Annotated in this window: 22 protein-coding genes and 1 tRNA gene; 12 read left to right on the forward strand and 11 right to left on the reverse strand. The window is 70.5% G+C overall.

The annotated features are described in order from the left end of the window. Positions 1 to 2: 2 nt before the first annotated feature. Positions 3 to 320 carry a hypothetical protein gene (locus Q0116_RS02370; RefSeq protein ID WP_297885151.1) on the reverse strand — a complete coding sequence of 106 codons (318 nt, stop codon included), beginning with the start codon at positions 318 to 320 and terminating at the stop codon, positions 3 to 5. Between the two features lie 165 nt (positions 321 to 485). Between Q0116_RS02370 and Q0116_RS02375 the strand changes: the two genes are divergently transcribed. Continuing rightward, positions 486 to 1,565, forward strand: a complete 1,080-nt coding sequence (locus Q0116_RS02375; protein WP_297885153.1) for an NAD(P)/FAD-dependent oxidoreductase — start codon at positions 486 to 488, stop codon at positions 1,563 to 1,565. A 180-nt stretch (positions 1,566 to 1,745) separates the two neighbouring features. On the opposite strand, the gene Q0116_RS02380 is transcribed toward Q0116_RS02375, so the two are convergent. Together Q0116_RS02380 and Q0116_RS02385 are read right to left on the reverse strand one after the other, a co-directional pair. Continuing rightward, on the reverse strand, positions 1,746 to 2,258 hold the full coding sequence (locus tag Q0116_RS02380) for a GrpB family protein (RefSeq protein WP_297885155.1): 513 nt from the start codon (positions 2,256 to 2,258) through the stop codon (positions 1,746 to 1,748). A gap of 281 nt (positions 2,259 to 2,539) precedes the next feature. Beyond that, positions 2,540 to 2,610: transfer RNA gene (locus Q0116_RS02385), tRNA-Gly, on the reverse strand. A gap of 227 nt (positions 2,611 to 2,837) precedes the next feature. On the opposite strand from Q0116_RS02385, the gene Q0116_RS02390 reads away from it, so the two are divergent. Together Q0116_RS02390 and Q0116_RS02395 are read left to right on the forward strand one after the other, a co-directional pair. Beyond that, positions 2,838 to 3,362, forward strand: coding sequence for a DoxX family protein (locus tag Q0116_RS02390; RefSeq protein WP_004598251.1), 525 nt, complete (start codon positions 2,838 to 2,840; stop codon positions 3,360 to 3,362). 13 nt (positions 3,363 to 3,375) lie between these two features. Then, positions 3,376 to 3,660 (forward strand): hypothetical protein, encoded by a 285-nt coding sequence (locus Q0116_RS02395; protein WP_049897570.1) that lies wholly within the window; start codon positions 3,376 to 3,378, stop codon positions 3,658 to 3,660. Between the two features lie 101 nt (positions 3,661 to 3,761). On the opposite strand, the gene Q0116_RS02400 is transcribed toward Q0116_RS02395, so the two are convergent. Genes Q0116_RS02400 through Q0116_RS02415 form a run of 4 tightly spaced genes read right to left on the reverse strand, consistent with a single transcriptional unit; the run spans position 3,762 to position 10,878 of the window. After that, positions 3,762 to 6,203, reverse strand: a complete 2,442-nt coding sequence (locus tag Q0116_RS02400) for a methyl-accepting chemotaxis protein (protein WP_297885168.1) — start codon at positions 6,201 to 6,203, stop codon at positions 3,762 to 3,764. Positions 6,204 to 6,263: 60 nt separating this feature from the next. After that, positions 6,264 to 6,914, reverse strand: coding sequence for a class I SAM-dependent methyltransferase (locus tag Q0116_RS02405; RefSeq protein ID WP_297885170.1), 651 nt, complete (start codon positions 6,912 to 6,914; stop codon positions 6,264 to 6,266). A 41-nt stretch (positions 6,915 to 6,955) separates the two neighbouring features. After that, positions 6,956 to 9,148 carry a type II secretion system F family protein gene (locus tag Q0116_RS02410; RefSeq protein ID WP_297885171.1) on the reverse strand — a complete coding sequence of 731 codons (2,193 nt, stop codon included), beginning with the start codon at positions 9,146 to 9,148 and terminating at the stop codon, positions 6,956 to 6,958. Beyond that, the gene (locus Q0116_RS02415; RefSeq protein ID WP_297885172.1) at positions 9,145 to 10,878 is read right to left on the reverse strand and encodes a type II/IV secretion system ATPase subunit; all 1,734 of its coding nucleotides are present in this window, start codon (positions 10,876 to 10,878) and stop codon (positions 9,145 to 9,147) included. Before Q0116_RS02415 ends, Q0116_RS02410 begins: the two co-directional genes overlap by 4 nt. 195 nt (positions 10,879 to 11,073) lie before the next feature. On the opposite strand from Q0116_RS02415, the gene Q0116_RS02420 reads away from it, so the two are divergent. Continuing rightward, positions 11,074 to 11,553, forward strand: a complete 480-nt coding sequence (locus tag Q0116_RS02420; protein ID WP_297885174.1) for a DUF5793 family protein — start codon at positions 11,074 to 11,076, stop codon at positions 11,551 to 11,553. 35 nt (positions 11,554 to 11,588) lie between these two features. On the opposite strand, the gene Q0116_RS02425 is transcribed toward Q0116_RS02420, so the two are convergent. Together Q0116_RS02425 and Q0116_RS02430 are read right to left on the reverse strand one after the other, a co-directional pair. Continuing rightward, on the reverse strand, positions 11,589 to 12,452 hold the full coding sequence (locus tag Q0116_RS02425; RefSeq protein ID WP_297885176.1) for an S-adenosyl-l-methionine hydroxide adenosyltransferase family protein: 864 nt from the start codon (positions 12,450 to 12,452) through the stop codon (positions 11,589 to 11,591). A gap of 52 nt (positions 12,453 to 12,504) precedes the next feature. Then, positions 12,505 to 13,035, reverse strand: a complete 531-nt coding sequence (locus Q0116_RS02430; RefSeq protein WP_297885178.1) for a nicotinamide-nucleotide adenylyltransferase — start codon at positions 13,033 to 13,035, stop codon at positions 12,505 to 12,507. A 170-nt stretch (positions 13,036 to 13,205) separates the two neighbouring features. On the opposite strand from Q0116_RS02430, the gene lonB reads away from it, so the two are divergent. From lonB to Q0116_RS02455, 5 genes are all read left to right on the forward strand, one after another. Beyond that, positions 13,206 to 15,485, forward strand: a complete 2,280-nt coding sequence (gene lonB, locus Q0116_RS02435; protein ID WP_297885180.1) for an ATP-dependent protease LonB — start codon at positions 13,206 to 13,208, stop codon at positions 15,483 to 15,485. Positions 15,486 to 15,837: 352 nt separating this feature from the next. Beyond that, positions 15,838 to 16,758 carry an NAD(P)/FAD-dependent oxidoreductase gene (locus Q0116_RS02440; RefSeq protein WP_297885181.1) on the forward strand — a complete coding sequence of 307 codons (921 nt, stop codon included), beginning with the start codon at positions 15,838 to 15,840 and terminating at the stop codon, positions 16,756 to 16,758. Between the two features lie 265 nt (positions 16,759 to 17,023). Further along, entirely contained in the window at positions 17,024 to 17,266 is a 243-nt protein-coding gene (locus Q0116_RS02445; RefSeq protein WP_297885183.1) for a FeoA domain-containing protein, read from the forward strand. After that, on the forward strand, positions 17,263 to 19,164 hold the full coding sequence (gene feoB, locus Q0116_RS02450) for a ferrous iron transport protein B (protein WP_297885185.1): 1,902 nt from the start codon (positions 17,263 to 17,265) through the stop codon (positions 19,162 to 19,164). Before Q0116_RS02445 ends, feoB begins: the two co-directional genes overlap by 4 nt. After that, positions 19,161 to 19,370 (forward strand): hypothetical protein, encoded by a 210-nt coding sequence (locus Q0116_RS02455; protein ID WP_297885187.1) that lies wholly within the window; start codon positions 19,161 to 19,163, stop codon positions 19,368 to 19,370. Before feoB ends, Q0116_RS02455 begins: the two co-directional genes overlap by 4 nt. A gap of 40 nt (positions 19,371 to 19,410) precedes the next feature. Here the strand turns inward: Q0116_RS02455 and Q0116_RS02460 are convergent, their stop codons facing one another. Beyond that, positions 19,411 to 19,590: a hypothetical protein gene (locus tag Q0116_RS02460; RefSeq protein ID WP_297885189.1), complete on the reverse strand. Its 180-nt coding sequence runs from the start codon at positions 19,588 to 19,590 to the stop codon at positions 19,411 to 19,413. A 200-nt stretch (positions 19,591 to 19,790) separates the two neighbouring features. On the opposite strand from Q0116_RS02460, the gene Q0116_RS02465 reads away from it, so the two are divergent. The 3 genes from Q0116_RS02465 to Q0116_RS02475 are packed head-to-tail and all read left to right on the forward strand — an operon-like array spanning position 19,791 to position 22,459. Continuing rightward, a complete protein-coding gene (locus Q0116_RS02465; RefSeq protein ID WP_297885190.1) occupies positions 19,791 to 21,215 on the forward strand; it encodes a cytochrome ubiquinol oxidase subunit I in 1,425 nt (474 codons plus the stop codon). Beyond that, positions 21,208 to 22,212: a cytochrome d ubiquinol oxidase subunit II gene (locus Q0116_RS02470; RefSeq protein WP_297885192.1), complete on the forward strand. Its 1,005-nt coding sequence runs from the start codon at positions 21,208 to 21,210 to the stop codon at positions 22,210 to 22,212. Before Q0116_RS02465 ends, Q0116_RS02470 begins: the two co-directional genes overlap by 8 nt. 1 nt (position 22,213) lies before the next feature. Beyond that, positions 22,214 to 22,459 carry a hypothetical protein gene (locus Q0116_RS02475; protein ID WP_297885194.1) on the forward strand — a complete coding sequence of 82 codons (246 nt, stop codon included), beginning with the start codon at positions 22,214 to 22,216 and terminating at the stop codon, positions 22,457 to 22,459. Between the two features lie 22 nt (positions 22,460 to 22,481). Here the strand turns inward: Q0116_RS02475 and Q0116_RS02480 are convergent, their stop codons facing one another. Next, positions 22,482 to 22,721 carry a hypothetical protein gene (locus Q0116_RS02480; RefSeq protein ID WP_297885195.1) on the reverse strand — a complete coding sequence of 80 codons (240 nt, stop codon included), beginning with the start codon at positions 22,719 to 22,721 and terminating at the stop codon, positions 22,482 to 22,484. Positions 22,722 to 22,839: the final 118 nt, after the last annotated feature.

Below are 22,839 nucleotides of genomic sequence, written 5' to 3' on the forward strand. Positions count from 1 at the left end.
CGTCACGGCCACAGGCCGGCGACGAACAGGAGGTTCCGCGCGGCGACCAAAAGCGAGAGGACGCCGACGCCGGCGCACATCAGCGTCGCGACGAACCGCCGCGTGCCGCCGGCGACCGCGACCGGGACCCCGATGACGGCCATGCCGACGACCTTCGTGAGGAGCATTCCGCCGAGGAGGCCGAACTGAGAGATGAACAGCCGGCCGACGGGCGACCCCTCGACGTACTCGCTCCCGGAGAGCGCGACGTACGTCGTCCCCACGTCGGCGGCGATGCCGACGAGCAGGAGGCACCCGGCGACGGCGAGACGGGAAGGCACTGACCGGGCGAACGCGGTACGGAAGCATAAATCACCGGGCGCGCGGTCGGGCCGCGGCGATACCGTGACTCCGCGACGGGCGACCGGGCGACCGACCGCGCTGGCTGGCCGGCGACCGCGCACAACACGCTTCAATTTAAACCGTCGGGTACCCTATTACTGGTAATGAGTTCGTCCGAGGACGAGTACGAGATCGCGGTGGTCGGCGGCGGGCCGGCGGGGCTGACGACCGCGCTGTACGGTGCCCGCTTGGGGCACGAGACGGTGCTGATCGACCGCGGCGGCGGCCGCGCCGCGATGATGGCCGACACGCACAACGTGATCGGCGTCACGGAGGAGGTGTCCGGCAACGAACTGCTCGCGACCGGGCGCGAACAGGTCCAGTCGTACGGCGGCACCTTCGAGCGCGGCTTCGTCACCGACGTCGAGCGCACCGACGACGACCGGTTCCGCCTGTCGACGAACGACAGCGAGATCCTCGCGGACCGCGTCGTCCTCGCCACCGGGTTCTCCGACGAGCGCCCGGAGCCACCGCTCCCGCGGAACGCGAAGGGGCTCCACTGGTGTCTCCACTGCGACGCCTACATGTTCGTCGACGAGCCGGTGTACGTGATGGGTCACGGCGAGGCCGCCGCCCACGTCGCGATGATCATGCTGAACATGACCGACGACGTGGACCTCCTGACGCGCGGCGCGGAGCCGACGTGGAGCGAGGAGACCGCGGCGCAGCTGGAGGCGCACCCCGTCGACGTGGTCCACGAGGACGTGAGCGGGATCGAGAACGACCCCGACTCCGGCTGGCTCGAAGCGATGGAGTTCGAGGACGGCAGCCGCCGGGAGTACCGGGGCGGTTTCCCGATGTACGGCTCCGACTACAACACCGCACTCGCCGAGGCGCTCGGCTGCGACCTGACCGACGGCGGCGAGATCGACGTCGACGACCACGGCCGCACCAGCGAGGACGGCGTGTTCGCGGTGGGCGACATCACGCCCGGCCACAATCAGGTGCCCGTCGCGATGGGGCAGGGGGCGAAGGCCGGCATCGCGGTCCACAAGGAGCTCCGCGAGTTCCCGCGGTCGACGGAGGATATCGCGCAGGACGGTCCGGTCGACGAGGACGAGGTGCCCGCCATCCCGCCGCACCTCATGGCGACCGCCGTCGCCCACGAGGGGCACGCGGGCGGGCCGCGAGACGAGGCGACCGCCGAGGCCGGCGCGGAGCAGCCCGCGGCAGACGACGACTGAGGCGCCGCGAGGTCGCGACTCCGTCCGCTCGACGCGACCCGTCTCGGACGACGGCGAGAACGAGCCCGCGTCGACACGGCGACCTCTCTGATTCCCGGCCCGGGCCCCGAGGCAGGGGCCGTCGACGGTGACGCGGCGCTAACCCGTCTCTCGCCGGCGGCACCTCGACCGCGGACCGCGTCAGTCCCGTCGATCGAGGACGGCTCGCACGAACGCGCCCTTCTCGGCGGTGTACCGCTGTCGGTTCTCGGGATACCGTGCCGCGAGCCGTCGTTTCAACGAGGCGTACCGCTCGGCGAGTTCCGGATCGCTCCGAAGCGCGTCCCTGAACGCGATCTTCTCGTGGTGGAACGCGCTTCCGACTTCGGCGATCGACAGATAGCACGTACGATTCTCTGGCGGTCCCTTCGCGAGGAACACCCGCCCGTCCACCTCGTCGGGGCGCCGTTCGTAGCCGTGCGTTTCGAGCGCTGGGACGAGGTCGCTCGCGGTCGTCGATTCGTCGACTACGGCGAGCACGTCGAGTATCGGCTTGGCCGGCATCCCCTCGACCGCGGTACTGCCGATGTGTTCGAACTGACGGACGCGATCACCGACCGCGCTCCGTAACCGAGCCACCTCCGCGTCGTACGCGTCGCTCCACGACTCCTGATACGGCACGACTTCGACGGTCCCGCGTGCGAGTCCGACCACACTCGGGCCTCGTCCTCGCGGTATAAATCCTTTACAGCGTTCTCTTACCTCGTTCGGGGGCTCGCTGAGCGGAACGAATCGACCGTTAAGCGACGACGTGATTCAGAAAATGCGCCGGCCGGGACTCCCGCGAGCGAGCGGGGGTACGGCCGGCGCACGACCGAAGGGAGTGCGCCGGCCGGGATTTGAACCGAAATCAGACGTGCTCGCTCACTCCGTTCGCTGCGCGCGACTGATAGGGTTCAAACTCGGCGGCGATTTCTCTCACTTCGTTCGAGAAATGCGCCGGCCGGGATTTGAACCCGGGCCATGAGCTTGGAAGGCTCAGGTCCTACCACTAGACCACCGGCGCTCGCGTCGGTCGATGACGCACCTACACGTAGGCACAACGGCTTTCATAAGCGTTCCGTGTTCGGGCAGGAGATCGGCGGGCACGAGCCGCCCGGTGAGCATATCTTAGTTAAAGGCCCACGATACTGCGGGCGTCTCCCAGCGCGTTAGAACGCTTTTCAGCCGGTTAGAACACTGTTCGGTACATATGTGTCTACCCACCCAACCTACACCCGTGAGGTGAGACCGATGTCATACCAAACAAGCAATCCGCTGGTCGGCGAGACCGAGTTCGCGCTGGAAGGCCCCTGGGCGACCTACTGGATCGCGTTCCTGCGCGTCGTTACCGGGTGGTGGTTCTTCCACGCCGGGGTCACCAAGATCATCGAGAACGGGTTCGCGTTCACCTACGGGCCGTCGTACATGAAGGGCATGACCGGCACCGCGCTGGGCGGCATCCCCGTCTGGATGGGGAACAACCTCGCGTGGCTCATCGAGCCCGGCGTGCCGCTGTTCGAGACGCTCATCGGCCTCGCGCTGATCGCGGGGGCGTTCACCCGGTTGGCCGCGTTCGGCGGGGTCATCTTCATGGTCCTGTTCTGGGTCGGGAACGCCGGCTTCGGTCACGGCGTCGTCAACAGCGACCTGATGGGCCTGTTCCTGTTCATGACCGTGATCGTGCTCGCGGCCGGTCGGTACTACGGGCTCGACGCGCTCCTCGAACAGACGGCGCTCGTCAAGCAGAACCCCAAGCTGCGGTACCTGCTCGGGTAAGAGGTGATTCACTATGACAGACACCATTGACAAGGCGGCACGGGCGTTGAGCGCGGGACTGATGCTGTTCGGCATCGTGGTCCTCGGACTAGTCGAGACGTTCACCGGCAAACCGTTCGCCCCGGCCCCGATAACGAACGAGGCGGGCGAGGTGACCGCGATGCCGCTGATCAGCCCGGAGATCCGGACCGGCTTCGTGCTGGCCGGCCTCGTGGTGCTCGGGCTGTACGCGGCCTACCGGTTCGTGGCGCCGCTCCCCGAGGACCGGGGCGTCAGCCACGAGACGATGGCTGACTGAGGAGCGAGGCGCCCGGCCGCGACGTCACCGGTAGTGCTCGTCGCCGCGGGCGACGACGACCACCTTCCTTCGTTCTAACGTTCGCTGAGAGCCGTCTCCGGCTACGCCGAGTCGTCGGCGTGCGGCTCGCCTGACTCTCCAGTTCCGTGAGCGGTGCCGCCGTCGGTGCTGGCGGGGGCGGCGTCGGACGGCTCCTCGTCCGCGCCGAACGTGAACGCCGTCTCGCCCGTCTCGCCCGATCCGCCGGCGGCGGGTTCGCCGACCGAATCGCCGTCCGCGCCCCCGACAACGTCGTCCCCGGCCTCGGCGTCGGCGTCGACCTCGAACTCCTCGGTCGTCTCCCGCAGGTCGCGGGCGCGCTCGTGGAGGTCGTGCGCCTGGTCGGAGACCTCGTTGAGCGTGGCGGCCTGCTCCTCGGCGGCGGAGGCGACGGTGGTCGCCTCGGCGGTGGTCTGTTCGCTCACGCCGGCGAGGTCGTCGACCGCGCCGGTCACCTCGTTGACGGACTCCGCCTGTGCGTCCATCGCGCCGGAGATCTCCTGGACGCCGTCGTCGGCCTCGCTCACGCGGTCGGCGACGTCGGCGAGCGCGTCCTCGGCGTCCTCGACGACGTCGACGCCGTCGTCGACGCCCTCGCGGATCGCGGCCATCTCGTCGACGCTCTCGTCGGTGCGCTCGCGGAGGCTGCCGATCAGCGACTCCACCTCGGCGGCGGACTCCTGGGTCTCCTCGGCGAGCGACTTGACCTCCTCGGCCACGACCGCGAAGCCGGAGCCGGCCTCGCCGGCGCGGGCGGCCTCGATCGAGGCGTTGAGCGCGAGCAGGTTCGTCTGGTCGGCGATCTCCGATATCGTCTCGACGATCTCGTCGACCTCCGCCATCTCGGCCTCGAGGCGCTCTATCGTCTCGGCGGCGGACTCGGAGCGCGCCTCGATGCCGTGGAGCTCCTCGACGGCGTCGGCGGCGGCCTCGCGGCCCTCCTCGGTGAGCGCGTCGGCCCGCCGGGAGGTAGTCGCCACCTCGTCCGCGGAGGCCGCGACCTCCTCGACGGTCGCCGACATGTCCTCCATCTCGCCGGCCACGTCCGCGAGCTGGCGGCTCTGTCGCTCCGCGCCGGCCGAGATCTCGTCGACCGCGTCGCTCGTCTCCCGGCCGGCGGCCGCGGCCTCGTCGGTGCCGTCGGTGACCGCGTCGCTCCGCTCGGCCACCTCGACGGCGAAGGCGTCGACCTCCGCGATCGCGGCCTCCAGCTCGTCCATCGCGTCGTTGAACTCGTGGGCGATCGTGCGGAGCGCCTCGGGGTCTTCGGGGTCGGCGCGCAGCCGGGCGGTGAGGTCGCCGTCGGCGCAGGCGGCCATCGTCCGTCCGAAGTCGTCCGCGCGGGACTCCAGCCGGTCGGCGAACGCCTCGCTCTCCGCCTTCGCCTCCTCGGCGCGCTCGCGCTGGTCCTCCACCGTCCGTATCTGTTCGCGGAGCGAGTCGCGCATGGTGGCGAACGCGCCGGAGAGGTCGCCGAACTCGTCGCGCCGGTCCGTGTGGAAGTCGACGTCGAGGTCGCCGTCGGCCAGCGCCGCGGCCCGCCCGCGGAGCTGGTTCAGCTCGACGACGGTCCCCCGGCCGAGCGTCACGCCGACGAGCCCGAGCCCGACGACCGCGACCCCGACGATGAGGAGCAGGTTCCGCCCGATCATCCCCGAGAGGGCGTACGCCTCGGAGAGGGGGACGTGCGTGGCGACGTACCACTCCTCGGTCTCCAGCGGCGCGTACGCGACGAGGTACTCGCCGCCGTCGGCGAACGTGAACGTCGCGGACGGGAGGAAGCCGACGGCGCGCTCCTCGCCGAACAGCGTCGACCGGACGTCGGTGTCGTAGCGCACGCCGGCGACGTACTCGCCGTTGCTCGCGGCGATCCGCCCGTCGGGCTCGACGACGGTGGTGAACGCGCTCTCGGTCGGCTGCCGGAAGTCGGCGGCGGCCGGCGCGAGCGTGACCTCCATCACGAGGTAGTCGCGCAGCGGCGTCGAGGTGACGTACGCGAACCGCCGCTCGCCGTCGACGGTGTACGTCTTGCTGGTGTACACCTCGTCGGAGAACAGGAGGTCCTCACCGAACCAGGCCTGCGATGTCACCGTCTCGCCCCCGTCCTCGTCGCCGGTGGTGGCGACGACCGTTCCCTCGTCCCGGTCGACGAAGTGGAAGGCGGCGACGCCCTCCGGGGCCCGCGAGAGGTGCGACGCGAGGTAGCTCTCGACTTGGTCGGACTCCTGCGAGAACGCGTGGTTGTCGGCGACGTCGCTGACGAACGTGCGGCGCTCGCTCAGCCAGCCGTCGAGCTCCGTCGCGCTCAGCTCCGCGACGGCCGTGTAGTCGCCCTGCGCGTTCGATTCGAGCTGCTCCGTCGTCTCGGCGTAGGTGACCGCCCCGACGGCGCCGATCGCGATCACGACGACGACGAGGGCGACGACGAACTTCGCGAGGTAGCTCCGCGCCACGGCGTCGGGCGTGACCCGCCGCAACACCCGTTCCAGAGAGGTATCGGCCATTATCATCAGGCGGTCGACACTGACTCTTTAATCCACCCCCGTCGATATCCCTCGTGATAATCAGGCGGTCTCGGGCGCGACGACCGCGTAGCAGTTCCCGCTCGAAATCTCCGAGCGGCGGGTCGCGAGGGCGCTCGCGGAGAGGTCCGCCGCGAACTCCGCGGGCGAGTAGATGTGATAGTAGCGCGGGACGGTCTCGCCGCCCGGCAGCGTCCAGTCGACGGTCGTGTCGAACCCCTCGTCGCGGTCGAACCGGTCGTGGGCCGTGCTCCACGCGCTGACGAGCGCGACGCCGCCCGGCGCGAGGACGCGCGCCAGCTCGTTCAGGCTCTCGACGCGGGCCGCTCGGGGCGAGAGGTGGTGGAGCGTGGCGACGTACACCGCGAGGTCGACCGCGTCGTCGCGCACCGGTAGCGCGGCCGCGTCGCCGTGGACGAACGCGCTCGCGTCGGCGAACCCCCGCTCGCGGGCGCGCGCCGCCGCCTCGTCGAGCAGTCCGCTGCTGAGGTCGACGCCGACCGCGACCTCGGCGCGCGCCGCGAGCGCCTCCGTGTGCCGGCCGTTCCCGCAGCCGACGTCGAGCGCGACGGTCCCCGACCGGCCCTCTAGGAACGACTCGACCTCGGGCCACGCGTACTCCCGCGTCTTCGAGAAGTGCGCCGCGATGCGGTCGTACGTCGACTGCGGATCGCCGGTCGACTGCGGGTCCATACCGGGGCCTCGGTCGCGACGGGTATATGCCGACCGGACCGTCACACCACGCCGATCGCGACGAACGCGACGAGCGTGAGCGCGAGCAGCACCACGACGTGTTTCACGCCGTCGCGCACCGACCCCTCGCCGAGCTGGCCGGCGACGAGCCCGGAGCAGACCGCCTGGATCGACGCGGCGTGGAAGAACAGCTGCTCGTAGGCGTCGACGTCGATGTCGCCGATCCCGTCCGTGATTCCCCCCGGGCCGCCGGGCACGCCGGCCCCCGCGTCCGGGAGGCTCTCGCCCGTCCCCGGGACGCCAGCCGCCTCGATGGCGGGGATGAACGACACCGACAGCGCCGCGATGATCCCGAGGAAGACGAGGAAGGAGATGTAGATGACGATAAGGTAGGTCAACATCACCTGCCGGCGCTCGCGCCGGAGCGACCAGGTCGCCCGGGACTCGTCCGCGGCGATCCGGAGGACTGGTCCGATATCACCGCTCGCCCGGATCGCGTTGGTGACGAGGGCGACCGCGCGGGACATCATCGGCGACCGAACGCGCCGTTCGAGGCGGCGCAGCGCGGTGGAGACGTCCGCGCCCCAGTCGACGTCGCGGCGGGTCCGGCGGAGGTCCTCGGTCAGCGCCTCCAGGTTCGAGTCGGCGACCCGGCGGACGCTGCCGACCACGGCGGTCCCCGCCTCGTTGACGCTGGCGAGCCGGTCGAGGAAGTCGGGCACCGCGGACTCGATGCGCCGGACCCGGCGCTTGCCGAACTCGTAGGCGACCGCGTACGCCGCGAGGACGAACGCCGTCGCGGCGACGATCGGCCCGTCGATCTGGCCGACCATCTCCACGGGGGTCCCGAGCGTGACCGGGAACGCGAAGACGAGCAGCCCGGCGACCGCGACCGGGACCGCGACGAGGAGGACCGTCCGCGGCGAGGCCAGCACCGTCTCGGCCGGCGACGCGACCAGCCGCCGCACCCAGCGGAGGCGGTCGTAGACGCGGAGCCGCTCGCGGCTCTCCGTCCAGCGGTCCGTGCTGGCGGCGTTCGCGTCGACCCCGTCCGAGCCGCTCCTGGTCGCCGCTCCGCCGTCGAACCGCGGGGAGTCGCCCTGGTCCCCGGATCCATCCGTCGCGTTTCGAACCCCGGTGATCGACGGGGTGTTCGGATCGTCGAACGACGACGCCGCGACGGTCTCGGTGCCGCCGACGCCCTGCGTCACGCTGTCGACGTAGACGACGAAGCCGAAGGTGGCGAGCGGCACAGCGAGGTAGACCACGGCGCGGAGGAGCGGGAGCGTGTCCTGTAAGACGAGGCCGATAACGACGAGGATGGTGATGAAGAAGAGCGGGCCGGCGACCAGCGCCGTCACGTACGCCTCGGCGAACGTCGAGAGCAGCTCTAAGTACTGCTCCTGTTTCGCCTCCGCCTCCGCCTGATAGCGCTCGTACTGGTCGTTGAGGAACGTCGACACCGACTGCCCGGTGCCGAGGACGGAGGCGAGGTTCTCCGAGAAGTCCGCCAGGTCTTCGCTGGGCGTCCGCCGGGAGATTCGCTGGAGCGCCGTGAGCGCGTCGGTGCCGAAGGCGTTCATGTCGCGGACCGCGACCGAGAGCTCCGTGGCGGCCTCGCCGTACACCGCCTCGTTCTCCGCGAGCGTGTCCATCACTCGCGGGAACGCCATCCCCGAGCGCGAGAGCGCGTACATGAACGCGACCGTCCGCGGCAGGGTGGCGTCGATCTCGGCCCCGCGGGCGTGAGCGCGCTGGTCGAGCAGCTGCCAGCGGGCGACGTACGCGCCGAGCGCGAGCCCGGAGCCGACGGTGGCGGAGACGACCGTAAGCAGGACGAAGAGCCGGCCGAGTCCGAGGTCGGCCAGCCGGGCGACGACCGCGACGAACTCGAACGCGCTCGGGACCGCCTCGCGGATCGTCGCCTCGCCGACGTCGAGCGCGGCGAGCAGGGCGCCAGCCGCGTACACGCCGATCACGCTGCCGGCGACGCCGAGGACGGCGGCGTACAGCAGGGTCCGCGAGGCGTACACGCGGTGGGTCGTCCCGGCGACGTGAGCCGCGCGCATCCGGTCGCGCTGGGCCCGCCGGCGCGCCTCGCTCTCGCTCACGTAGTCGCCGAACGCCGACAGCGCGACGCGAGTGACGAACAGGTCGGCCCGGTCGTCGACGAGCGGGACGGCGAGCGCGAGGCAGGCCGCGAGCGCGGCGGCGAGCGGGAGGTACTCGATCATCGGTCCGCGGCGTCTGGGTCGACGCCGTCGGCGGCCCCGGGACCGCGGTCGGCCCCGTCGCCCGCCGCGACCGCGTCGCCCTCGTCCGCGAGGTCGTCGGGGTCGACGCCGTCGGCCGCGCTCGCGCGCTCGTCGAGCTTGTTCATCACGCGTTCGGGGTCGGCGTAGTACTCGTTGACGAGGGCCGTGAAGGTGCGGTAGTCGTCGATCCCGAGCGCGGAGAGCAGTTCGATGAACCGCTCGCGGCGGCGGACTTCCCGGAGCAGCTCAGACCGGGACCAGCCGCGGTCGTCGGCTATCTCCTCTAACAGCGAGGAGTCGTTCCGCCGGAACGTGTCGGAGTCCGGCACCCACTCGAACGCCGAGGAGTAGTCGAGCTCCCCGGTCCGCTGGTCGATGCCGCCGATCTCGCCTATCGTCTTCGCGCGGCGGACGCGCTCGTCGTCGGCGCGCGTGAGCGTCTGGACCGAGAGCATGTCGAGCGACTGGACCATCGCGCGCGGCACGTTGATCGGCTCGTTCTCCAGCCGGTTGATCACCGTCTCGATCGAGTCCGCGTGCATCGTCGAGAACGTGGTGTGGCCCGTGTTCATCGCCTGGAACAGGGTGATCGCCTCCTCGCCGCGGACCTCGCCGACGATGATGTACTCGGGGCGGTGGCGCAGCGCCGAGCGCAGCAGGTCGTACATGTCGATGTCCGTCCCCTCGTACCGGCGCTCGCGGGTGACCGCGGAGAGCCAGTTGTCGTGGTACAGGGAGAGCTCGCGGGTGTCCTCGATGGTGAGCACCTTCGCCCGCGGCGGGACGAACATCGACACGGCGTTCATCGAGGTGGTCTTCCCGGAGGCGGTGCCGCCCGCGAAGATGAGGCTCTTGTTGTGCTCGATACAGAGCCAGAAGTACGCCATCTGCTCGACGGAGAAGGTGCCGTACTCCACGAGGTCGACGGGCGTGAACGGGTCCTCCGCGTACTGGCGGATAGTGAACGCCGAGCCGCGGGGGGTCACCTCCTCGCCGAGCGCGAGCTCGGCGCGCGACCCGTCGGGGAGGGTCGTCTCGACGATGGGGTCGCCGACCGAGACGTGCCGCCCGGACTGCTGGGCGAGCCGGATCACGTAGCTGTCGAGCGCCTCCTGCCCGAAGGAGACGTTCGTCTCGATGTCGGTGTACTCGTCGTGGTAGACGAAGATCGGGAGGTCGTAGCCGTCACAGGAGACGTCCTCGATGTGCCGGTCGTTCAGGAGGGGGTCGACCTTCCCGTAGCCGCGGAAGTCGCGGTAGAGGTAGTACGCGAGCGCGTGGAACGTGTCCATTCCGACCTCGACGCCGTACCCCTCCAGCAGCGCCTCCAGCTCGGTCCGGAGCGTCTCCTCGTCGGTCTTCCCGGCGCCCTCGCGGTACAGGAGCGGGTCGCGGATGTCGTCGACGACCCGGGCGAGGAGCTCGCGCTCGAACGCGTCGAGCTCGGGCTCGACCGCGTAGTAGCGGTGCTCGCTCTCGGGCTCGTCGTAGGTGATCACGACGTACGCGTACGGCGCGTTCACCCAGTACCGGTCGACCTCGCGCTCGTCCGCCGGCACGCTGAACGACGCGAGCGGGCCGTCCTCGCCCGGGCGGAACGGGCGGACGTCGAGCGTCGACCCCTGGAGCAGCTCCCACGCGTCCGAGAGTCGCCGCTGGAGGGCCTCGATCCGGTCGCCGAGGTCGCTCCCGCCGGCGTCACTCGCCATGGATACCGACGTGTAGAGCCGGGGGGAAGTTAAACTACCCCCGACGATTATCACGAGCGACATCGACGGCGTCGTCGACCGCGCGGCCGCGAGCCGCGTCCGCCAGCGAGCCGTGTGCGCCCACGAGTCGCGTCGCTGCGCCGCCGATCCGCCCGTTACGTTGATACGGCCGGGCCGCAAAGCAGTGAGTACGAAATGCGGCGTGACTACTTCGATTTGGCCGTCGAGGGCGTCGGAGACGGTGCCGACACCCGGTCGCCCCCGCTCGTGCGGATCGACTTCCACGGGCCGGAAGAGCTCCTCCGCGAGCGACTCTCGAGAGGCGAGAGCGACGGCGTCGACGACGGCGACCTGCTCGGTGCCGACCAGATAGACGTCGCCTTCCGGCTCCGCGAGCCGCTCGGCGAGGCGGACGACCCGGAGGGCGTCGTCGGCGTCACCAACCGGTTCACCGGCGACTTCGTCCTCGAACTCAACGAGACCGCGACGGACGTTCTCCCCTTCATCCACGCCGCGCGCGACGCGACCGACGACGGCGACGCGCAGTACCGCGTCGAGATCGACGTCGACGGCGAGCGCCTCGTCGACTACGACAAGGACACCTTCCTCGTGTACGACCACGAGGGGAACCTGCTCCGCAGCGAGAGCCTGATCCCCTCCGGCGTCGAACTGTAGCGGCCGCCGCCGCGGCCGGGCCCTCCCCCCGACGCTCAGAGGCTGACGCTGTCGGGCACGAACCGCACCGCGTCGCCCGGCCGGAGGTCGAACGCGCCGTCGCCGCGGCCGTCGTTCACGTCACACTCCGCGTAGCCGTGGCTCCCGACGGTGACGAGCCGCTCTCCGGGGTCGACCGCGCCGAACGTCTCCGCGACCGGCGTGAGGTCGCCGTTCACGCGGATCCAGTCGCGGTCGCGGACCAGGTCGCCGGGCACGTTGGTGATCACGTTCCCGAACCGGTCGATCGCGAGCACCTCGCCGTCGACGGCGATCACGTCGCCCTCGTCGCGCTCGATCGACGGCTCTGGGAAGCGGATGTCCGCGGGGTCGCTCGCGGGCGCGAGGTCGTCGAGCCCCGCGAGCGCCGCGGCGACCGCGTCGGCGTCGAGCGCCCCGTCTCCCGCGGCGTCGGCCGCTCCCCCTTCCGCCGATTCCGCGGCGTCGTCGAGCGCCGTCCGGACGCGGGCCGCGACCGGCGCGAACACGTCGCGGCCGTGGAACGTCTCGCTCGCGGGGTCGTCGACGGCGACGGTCCAGACCTCGACGTCCGACTCGTCGGTCGCCAGCGCCCGCGCCGGCGGCATGGCGAGGCCGTTGTCCGGGGCGACGACGACGTGTTCGCCGGCGCGGACGACGAGGGCGTCGCGGTCGGTCCCGACGCCGGGGTCGACGACGGCGCAGTGGACCGCCGGGGGGAACTCCGGGAGGACGAACCGGAGCCAGAAGGCGGCGGCCCGCGGGTCCCCGCGCGGGAGGTCGTGCGCGACGTCGATCAGTTCGGCGTCCGTGTGCCGGCGGATCACTCCCTTCATCGCGGCCGGGTACGGCGAGCCGAAGTCCGAGGTGAGCGTGATCATGGCCGGAATGGGGGTCGGCGGGCGGTTAAAACGACCGGGCGGCGACGGCGCGTTACGCGTCGGAGGGCTCCTTCCCCAGCGTGTCGGTCTCGGCGATGCGGCGGATGCGGTCGACGCCGTCGACCTCCCGGATCACGTCGACGACGGCGTCGGGGACGAGGCCCTCCCACTCGCGGCCGCGGATCATCCGCTCGCGGAGCTCTGTCCCCTCCAGCACGTCGCGGCGGAACATCGGGGACTGGCGCACCTCGACGCCGGCCTCCTCGAACAGGCGGACGACGAGCGGGTTGTTCGAGTAGGCGACGTCGAACCGCGGGGTCATGCTCCGGACGTGGCTCACCCACACCGAGTTCCGGTCGAGGTCCTCGATGGGGACCACGTAGGTGGTGACGTCGAGGTCCTCGACCGCCTTCGTCACCATCATGACGCGCTCGCCGGCGGTGAAGGGGTTCCGCGTGGTGTGCGAGTCGCCGGCGGAGCCGATGCCCAAGACGAGCTCGTCGACGTCCGCCGCGATTTCTTCCACCATGTGCTGGTGGCCGTCGTGGAACGGCTGATACCGGCCGATGTAGAACCCCCGCATGGATCCACGTACCGTCGCCGTCATTTATAAACCCCGTGGGAACGCCCGTGCGCCGAGATCAGCGGCTATACGCCTTCTCGACCGCTTTTACTGCCACCGGGGTGGTGTCGCTGGGGGGAGAAAGTATATCAGTAGCCGACCCGTCCTTTTCGATAGCGAAACCCGATTCTATGAGCAACGAGAAGGACACGAACGACCCCACGGCCGACGACCCCGACGAACCGTCTCACGGCGGCGTCGACGACTCGAGTCCGGCGGGGAACGGCGAGGACGCCGCGCACGGCGACCCCGAGCCCGACGACGGTCCGTCGAACGAGCCCGGCGCCGACGAGGACCCGGCCGCGGACTCCGGCGGGGAGTCGGCCGCGGACCCCGACGACGACCCCTGGGACGACGGCGTCGTGGTGGACGACGACGGGTTCGACGAGACCGAGATCGTCGGTGACGGTCCCGACGAGGACCGGAACGGCGACGGCGTCGGTCCGGTCGACGACGGCGGGATCGACGAGCTCGGGAGCACCGTCGAGGTCGAGGGAGCCGAGATAGAGGAAGACCCCGACGAGGACGACCTCCTCGGCGGGCTCAAGATCGACACGACGGCCGAACTGGAGATCCCGGACCGGCTCGTCGACCAGGTCATCGGGCAGGAGCACGCCCGCGACGTGATCATCAAGGCGGCGAAGCAGCGCCGCCACGTGATGATGATCGGCTCGCCCGGGACCGGGAAGTCGATGCTCGCGAAGGCGATGTCCGAACTCCTCCCGAAAGAGGAGCTGCAGGACGTCCTGGTGTATCACAACCCCGACGACGGCAACAAGCCGAAGGTGCGGACGGTGCCCGCCGGGAAGGGTGAACAGATCGTCGACGCCCACAAAGAGGAGGCCCGCAAGCGCAACCAGATGCGGTCGCTTCTCATGTGGATCATCATCGCCGTGGTGTTGGGCTACGCGCTCATCATCGTCGGCCAGATCCTCGTGGGCATCATCGCGGCCGGCGTCGTCTACTTGGTCTTCCGCTACCTGAACCGCGGCTCCGACGCGATGATCCCGAACTTGTTGGTGAACAACGCGGACACGAAGTCCGCCCCGTTCAACGACTCGACGGGTGCACACGCCGGCGCACTCCTCGGTGACGTCCGGCACGACCCGTTCCAGTCCGGCGGGATGGAGACGCCGAGCCACGACCGCGTCGAGGCCGGCGCTATCCACAAGGCCAACAAGGGCGTGTTGTTCATCGACGAGATCAACACCCTCGACATCCGGAGCCAACAGCACCTCATGACGGCGATCCAGGAGGGCGAGTTCTCGATCACGGGCCAGTCCGAGCGCTCCTCGGGCGCGATGGTCCAGACCGAGCCCGTCCCGACGGACTTCGTCATGATCGCGGCCGGGAACCTCGACGCGATGGAGAACATGCACCCGGCGCTCCGGAGCCGTATCAAGGGGTACGGCTACGAGGTGTACATGGAGGACACCATCGAAGACACGCCGGAGATGCGCCGGAAGTACGTCCGGTTCATCGCCCAGGAGGTCGCGAAGGACGGCCGCCTGCCCGAGTTCTCGGCGGAGGCCGTCGAGGAGATCATCCTCGAGGCCAAGCGCCGCTCGGGCCGCAAGGGCCACCTCACCCTGAAGATGCGGAACCTCGGCGGGATGGTCCGCGTCGCGGGCGACATCGCCCGCGGCGAGGACGCGGACATCACGACCCGCGAGCACGTCCTTCAGGCGAAGGGCCGCTCCCGGTCCATCGAGCAGCAGCTCGCCGACGACTACATCGAGCGCCGCAAGGACTACGAGCTCCAGGTCTCCGACGGCTACGTCGCCGGTCGGGTCAACGGCCTCGCCGTGATGGGCGAGGACTCCGGGATCATGCTCCCGGTGATGGCCGAGGTGACGCCGACGCAAGGCGGCGGCCAGGTGATCGCCACCGGCCAGCTCAAGGAGATGGCCGAGGAGTCGGTCCAGAACGTCTCGGCGATCATCAAGAAGTTCTCCGACGAGAACATCTCGGAGAAGGACATCCACATTCAGTTCATTCAGACGGGCCAGCAGGGCGTCGACGGCGACTCCGCGTCCATCACGGTCGCGACCGCCGTCATCTCCGCGCTGGAGAACGTCGGGGTCGACCAGAGCCTCGCGATGACGGGCTCGCTGTCGGTCCGCGGCGACGTGCTCCCCGTCGGCGGGGTCACTCACAAGATCGAGGCGGCCGCGAAGGCCGGCTGCGACCGGGTGATCATCCCCGCGGCCAACGAGCAGGACGTGATGATCGAAGACGAGTACGAGGAGATGATCGAGGTCATCCCGGTCTCGCACATCAGCGAGGTCCTCGACATCGCCCTCGAGGGCGAGGCCGAGAAGGACTCGCTCGTCTCCCGGCTGAAGTCGATCACGGGCTCCGCGCTGAAGGACGGAAACGTCTCGAGCCCGTCCAACCCGAGCCCGCAGTAGGCGGCTCAGCGCTCCGCCGCCCGGGTTCTTTCACTTTTCGCTCCCCCGAGCTACCGCACCGCGAGCAGCCGGGGGGTTTCCGTCCGCCGATCGGCGGCTGACTCGGTCTCGGCCGTTCACCGTGTGAGCGCGAGGACCTTGTATTGCTTAAATGACGCAATACAGTCTCGCCGGTCAGCCGCACCTTTTGGTGGACAGGGAGAGAGCCATCATAACGGCCACCACTCGCCGTGCGCCCCACGTGTCGCAAATAAGGTTAAAATATCTCCTCGGGTGGCGACTGGCCGTCGCTTCGGAAGAACTGAGAGGGTCGGAATACATAAGTCAGTATAGTGCGTATTTCGCAATACAGATGTCAGGGATCGCGATCGTCGGCGGAGGACCGACCGGACTGAACGCCGCCATCTACACCGCCCGAGCGGACAGGCGAACGCTCGTGTTCGACGACGGCGGCGGGACCACCCGCGACGTCGACACGATGGAGAACGTCTACGGGTTCCCGGACGGTGTCACGGGTCCGGAGCTCGTCGATCTGGGGCGAGAGCACGCGCGGAAGTACGGCGCCGACATCGTCGAGGAGGAGGTCGTTCGGCTCGAGCCAGAGGGCGACCGCTACCGCGTCGAGACGACCGTCGACGAGTACGCCGTCGACGGGGTGATCATCGCGACGGGCGCGGACTACGAGCGGCCGGCCATCGCGGACGTCGAGGCGTACGAGGGCCACGGCGTCTCCTACTGCGTCGAGTGCGACGCGTACTTCTACCGCGACAGCCCCGTCGCGGTCGTCGGCGACGGCAACTACGCCGCGACCGAGGCGCTGATGCTCCTCGATTACACCGACGACGTCCGGATCCTCACCAACGGGTCGCCGTTCGACCCCGACGAGGGGCTGCGGGAACGGGTCGACGAGGCGGGGATCCCGGTGATCACCGACGACCTCGACCGGCTCGCCGGCGATGAGGTCCTCGAAGCCGTCGTCACCCGAGAGGGCGACGAGATCCCGGTCGACGGGCTGTTCGTCGCGCTGGGCACGGCCGGCGGCACCGACCTCGCGGAGATGCTGGGCGTCCCCGTCGACGGGGGCGACGTCGTCACCGACGAGGCGCAGTCGACGCCGGTGGACCGCGTGTACGCGGCGGGCGACGTCACCGGCGGCCACCAGCAGATCGCGACCTCCGTCGGAGAGGGGGCCCGCGCGGCCATCAACCTGCTCGAAGAGCTCCGCGGGGCGGACTACATCGACTACAAGAAGCTCGACTCGCAGCCGGCGTGACCGCCGGACTACCGGCCGCCGGCGGAGTCCCGGAGTGTCCAATCGAGAGACGGTCCGGCGGTCGCGGGTCGGTGTCGCGCGCGGGCGGCCAGAGCGCCGCGAGCAGTTAGCGCGGACGGCGAGTAGGAAGCCCGCTCGCCGACGCGCATATGAAGCCTGAAATAGACCAGCGAACCGACCCGCGGCGTTCGCCCCGCCGAGGCTTATATAAGACCACATAATTTGCCGTGTCGCACAATACGCCCACTGTTTTAGGTAGACCTAAATGGTGGTCGCGCTGTCCGAGGTCCCGTCGGACGAGCGGGTCGAACTGGTAGACGTGCCGGACGACGAGTGCCGCGCTCGGCTGCTGCGGCTCGGCCTCCTAGACGGCAGCGTCGAGTGTCGCCGACGGATCCGCAACGGCCCGGTCGTCGTCCGGCGTCGCGGGACGGAGGTGGCGCTCGGGCGCTCGCTCGCCCGGGAGATCACCGTCGAGCGAGCGCCCCGCGACGGCGCGCCGCAATGAGGGCGACCGAGGGCGCGGACCGCGGGCTCGGGTCCGGCGACGCCGAGACGTCGGTGGCGCTGGTCGGCGCGCCCAACGCGGGCAAGAGCGCGCTGTTCGGGAGGCTCACGGCGGAGTACGCCGACGTCTCGAACTACCCCGGCACCACGGTCGAGACGACCGCGGCGGCCCTCGGGTCGCTCCGCCTGAGCGACACCCCCGGTGTCCACGGGATCTCGTCGTTCTCCGAGGCAGAGCGGGTCACGAGGACGGCGGTCCTCGAAGCGGACGCGGTCGTGAACGTCGTCGACGCCACGCAGCTCGGCCGGGACCTGTTCGTGACGCTCCAACTGACGGACATGGGCGTCCCGACGGTCGTCGCGCTGAACATGATGGACGAGGCCGAGGCCGACGGCGTCGCGATCGACGTCGACGCGCTGGAGTCAGCCCTCGGCGTCCCCGTCGTGCCGACCGTCGCCGTCACCGGCGCGGGCGTCGACAAACTGCGCGACCGACTCCCGGAGGCGTCCGCCCCAGAGTCGACGCCGATCGACTCGTACTACGACGCACTCCCCGACGGGGTCGACGCCACCCGAGCGGAGAAGACCCTCCTCGTCGAGGGCGACGAGCCGACGGCCCGCCGCGTCGGCGTCCCCGGCCTCGCGACCGACGGGGGCGACGCCCCGCTCGCCGCGGTCGGAGAGCGGGAGGCCGTGTACCGCGAGCGACGGACGCGCGTCCGGTCGATCGTCGACGATGTCGAACGAGTCGCCGCGTCCGAGCGCGCCCCCGAGGAGCGGCTCGGCGACCTGTTGCTGCGGCCGGCGACCGGGATCCCGATCGCGCTCGCGCTCCTCGCGGCGGTCTTCTACGTCATGGGGGTCGTCGTCGCGCAGCGGGTCGTCGGCTACGCGGAAGGGGTGCTCTTCGCCCGGTACTACACCCCCGCCGTCGAGGGGGTCGTCGCGGGCTTGCTGCCGGCGAGCGGGTGGGCCGCACCCGTCGAGTTCCTGCTCGTCAACGACAACCTGGGGCTGGCGACGGTCACCGTGCGGTACACGCTCGGCGTCCTGCTCCCGCTGGTGGTCGCGTTCTACCTCGTGATCGGGACGCTCGAGGACGCCGGCGTCCTCCCGCGACTCGCCGTGGTGACCGACAGGGGGCTCGGCCGGATCGGGCTCAGCGGCCGCGCGGTCGTCCCGCTGATCGTCGGGATGGGCTGCGTGACGATGGCGGTCGTCTCCACGCGTATGGTGGGCTCGCGCCGGGAGCGGCTCATCACGACGGCCCTGCTGGGGCTCGCGATCCCCTGTTCGGCGCAGATCGGCGTCATCTCGGGGTTGCTCGCCGAGCTCGGCGTCGTCTGGTGGGGCGGCTACCTGGCGGTGCTGCTCGGGGTCCTCGGGACCGCCGGCGTCGCTCTCGACCGGACGCTCCCCGGTCGACGGGACGCGCTGATCGAGCAGCTGCCGCGACTCCGCCTCCCGCGCCCGACGAACGTCGCCCGGAAGACGGCGAACCGGACCGCCGCGTTCCTCGGGGAGGCGGCCCCGCTGTTCGGGGCCACCGCCGCGGCGGTGTCGACGCTCGACTACGTCGGCGCGCTCGACGCGGTGGTCGGCGCGCTCCGGCCGCTGACCGCGGCGCTGGGCCTCCCGGCGTCGTTCGGCCGGGTGCTCGTGTTGGGGCTGATCCGCCGCGACTTCGCCGCCGCCGGGATGACGGACCTGGCGCTGTCGGCGTCACAGACCTTCGTCGGACTGGTCGTCGTCACGCTGTTCGTCCCGTGCATCCTCACGATGGCGATGGTCCTCAGAGAGCGCGGCGCGCGGAGCGCGCTCCTCGTGTGGGTCGGCTCCTGGGCCACGGCGTTCGCCGTCGGCGGCGGCGTCGCGGCCGTCTTGGAGGTGATCGCGTGATCTGCCCCCGGTGCGAGTACGAGTTCGACCCGGCGAACGGGCTCGCGTGTCCGCGCTGCGGCGCCCCGGTGTCCTGTTCGGGGCGCTCCTGTGCCGAGTGCGGGGCCTGTTCCTCGCCCGTCGAACGCCTCCGGCGGCGGCTCGCGGAGCGACTGGCCGGCGAGCGGGGATCGGACGACGACGGCGAAGCTTCCGACGAGTCCTGACGGACGTCGACGCGAGGCGTCGCGGAGCGAGCCCGCCGCCTCACCCGACCGCCTCCCAGTTCCGGTACAGCCCCACGCCGAACGCGAGGACGACCCCGCCGACGCCGACCTGCCGACCGACCGTCCCGAAGTCGCCGTCGAGGCCGGCGACGACCGCTCTGCCGGCCATCACCAGCGTGACGAGCGCGACGAGCGCCAGCACGGCGTGCCGTGTCTCCATGGGTGGACGGAGCCGCCGCGCCGCCCAAAGGGCTGGGTTGGCGCAGGCCAATCCGGCTCGACGCCGGGCGGCGGCGGACGCTCGCTCGTCGCTTGTCCTGTGCCAACTCCGGGGTTATGCCGGAGCGGGCCGCAGCGTTACGCAGAGACCGCGACGGCGGCGCGCGGCGGAGCGACGCGCCGCTCCAATCCCACAACGACATGATCGACCCAGTACTCGCGAGCCGGTTCCAGTTCGCACTGACGACCATCGTCCACATCATCTTCCCGGTGATGAGCATGGGGCTCGCGCCCTTCCTCATCTACTTCACGTGGCGGGACGTGCGGGGCGGCGACCCGGTGTACGAGCAGCTGCGTCGCTTCTGGACGAAGGTCTTCGCCATCTCGTTCGTCGTCGGGACGGTCACCGGGATCGTCCTCGAGTTCGAGTTCGGGACGAACTTCGCGGCGTTCTCGACGACCGCCGGAGAGCTGTTCGGCGGTCCGCTCGCCGTCGAGGGGATGATGGCGTTCATGCTGGAGGCGACGTTCCTCGGCATCTTCGTGTTCGGTCGCGAGCGCGTCTCCGACCGCCTGTACTTAGTGTCGAGCCTCGCCGTCGGCGTCGGGACGTGGCTGTCGGCCGTCTGGATCCTGATCGCGAACTCGTGGATGCAGATGCCGCGGGGCTACGAGCTGGTGAGCGAGAACGGCGACGAGGTGGTCCACCTCGTCGATCCGCTCGCGGCGTACCTGACCCCGCGGTTCGGCTACATGTACGTCCACATGCAAAACGCCGCCGTCGAGTCAGTGGCGCTGTTCATGGCCGCCGTCTCCGCCTTCTACGTCTACCGACACCACGTCCGGGGCGAGGAGACGGAACACATCGCGTTCTGGCACAAGACGCTGAAGATCGCGTTAGTCGCGCTGCTGATCACGGCCCCGCTCCAAGTGCTCCAGGGCGACCTGTACGCGCGGCACGTCTACGAGACGCAGCCGCAGAAGTTCGCCGCCATGGAGGCGGTCTGGGACACCGAGGCGTACGTCCCGGAGTACATCTTCGCGATCCCGACCGACCTGAGCCAGTTCACCGACCCGCGCGCGAAGGAGCTGTTCGGCATCGGCATCCCCGGCGGGGCGTCGTGGCTCGCGAGCGGGGGCGACGCGACCGCGGAGATTCGGGGGCTGAACACGTTCGAGGCGGCGGCGCCCCCCGTCGCCGTCGTGTTCTGGTCGTTCCGCGCGATGGTCGGGATGGGGTTCTGGTTCATTCTGCTCGCGTTCTGGGGCGGTTACCGGTGGTACACCGGTGAGCTGTTCGAGGACGGACTGCTACATAAGGCGCTGATGGCGTCCGGTCTGCTCGGCTTCGTCGCGGTCGAACTCGGATGGGTCGTCACCGAGGTCGGCCGCCAACCCTGGGTGATCCAGGGCGTGTTGAAGACGAGCGAGGGGGTGTCGCCCGGCCTCACCGGCGCGGAGGCGCTGATCACGCTCGCGGGGTTCGTCGGCGTCTACGCCGGCATCCTCGCGCTGTACGTGTACGTCGTCTCGCGAGTGATCCGGGACGGGCCCCCGAGCGTGCGGGAGCTGCGGTCCACCGCCGAGCGCGACGCCGCGCCGACGGAGGTGCCCGGCGATGACTAGCGCCGTCGACGCGCTCGCGGCGGGACCGGTGCTCGGCCTGCCGCTCCCGGAGCTGTGGTTCGCGCTCGTGTTCGCCCTGCTCGGGACGTTCCTGTTCCTCGACGGCTTCGACTTCGGCGCGGGCGCCATCTTCGCGACGCTCTCCGACGACGAGGGGCGCGAGGCGGTGCTGTCGGCGATCGGGCCCTTCTGGGACGGCAACGAGGTGTGGCTCGTCGTCTTCGGCGGGGCGCTGTTCGCCGCGTTCCCGTCGGTGTACGCGGGGCTGTTCAGCCGCCACTACCTGCTGATGTTCGGCATCCTCGGCGCCCTCATCCTCCGGGGGCTGGCCCCGGAGATGTACGAGCAGCGGCACGACGCGCGGTGGCAGCGGTGGTGGGGTCGGTCGTTCGTCGCCGGCAGCGTCCTCGCCCCCTTCCTCCTCGGCGCGTTCGCGGGGAACTGGCTCGTCGGGAGCCCTCGGTCGCTCACCCTCGTCGGCGTCGTCACCGGGGTCGCCGTCACGGCGCTGACGGTCGTCTCGGGCGCCGCGTTCCTCCGACTGAAGGCCCGGGACGCGCTCCCGGAGACGGTGACGGAGATCGGCGTCGCGGCCGTCGCGGCGTACCTCCTCGCGGTCGTGGCGACCCTCGGCGTCCTCGCGACTCGCCTCCCGGCCGGCGTCGACGCGCTGCTGTCGCCGCCGGTGATCGCACTGGTCGCCGCCTCCGTCGGGCTCGGAGCCGGTTACGCCGTCGCGCTTCGACGCGGGGCGAGCCTCGTCGCGCTCGCGGCGGCCGGGGGGCTGACCTACGGCCTGATCGCCGTGGTCGGGCTGCTCATGTACCCGCGTATCGACCCGGCGACGGGAGCGACGGTCGGGGAGGCCGTCGTCTCGACGCTGCCGCTGAACCTCATGTCGATCGGCGCGGCCCTGCTGTTGCCGCTGGTCGTCGCGTACTTCGCCGTCCTGTACTCGGCGTTCAGCGGCCCGATCACGGCCGAGGAGGCGTACTGAGATGAGCGAGGGTTCCGAGGCGAGCGCGCCGGCTCGGCGGTCGGCGGTCGGGACGTCGCTGCTCTCGCGCGTGCTCGTCACGTGGGCGGAGCTCGTCGCCGTCGGGTTCGGCGGGGCGGTCGCGGGCGGGGCCGCGTCCGGGCCGCCGCAGCTCGTCGTCTACTTCGCGACGGTGCTCGCCGCGGTCGCCGTGTTCATGTTCAACGTCGACCGACTCGTCGCGACCCGCGTTCGGGAGGCGACGTGAGCGGAGCGCGTCGCGCGGAGCGTCAGTCCGACCCCCGGCGCGACGATTCGAACGGACCGACGCCGCGGCGCTTGGCGGCGATGCCGAACAGCAGCGCGGCGCTCGGGAGGAACAGCAGCGCGCCGAGCGCGGTGACGGTGTCGTCGTTGGCGAGTCCGAAGGCGATCCCGCCGATCCCGGCGGCGAGCGCGACGGCCGCCGGGATCAGGAGCCGGTTTGGGAGCGCGGTAAACACCCCGCGCCCGGAACGTGAGGTTCCCATACGAGACAACGTAAGTGCGTCGGGCCCGTATCAGACGCGTTGTCGAAGGACAAGGATCCGCCGCGCCGCGACCGGCCGCGACCGCTCGGCCGACCCCGGAGCCGCCGACCCCGCGACC

This window comes from uncultured Halorubrum sp. (assembly GCF_937146585.1).
Classification (GTDB): domain Archaea; phylum Halobacteriota; class Halobacteria; order Halobacteriales; family Haloferacaceae; genus Halorubrum; species Halorubrum miltondacostae.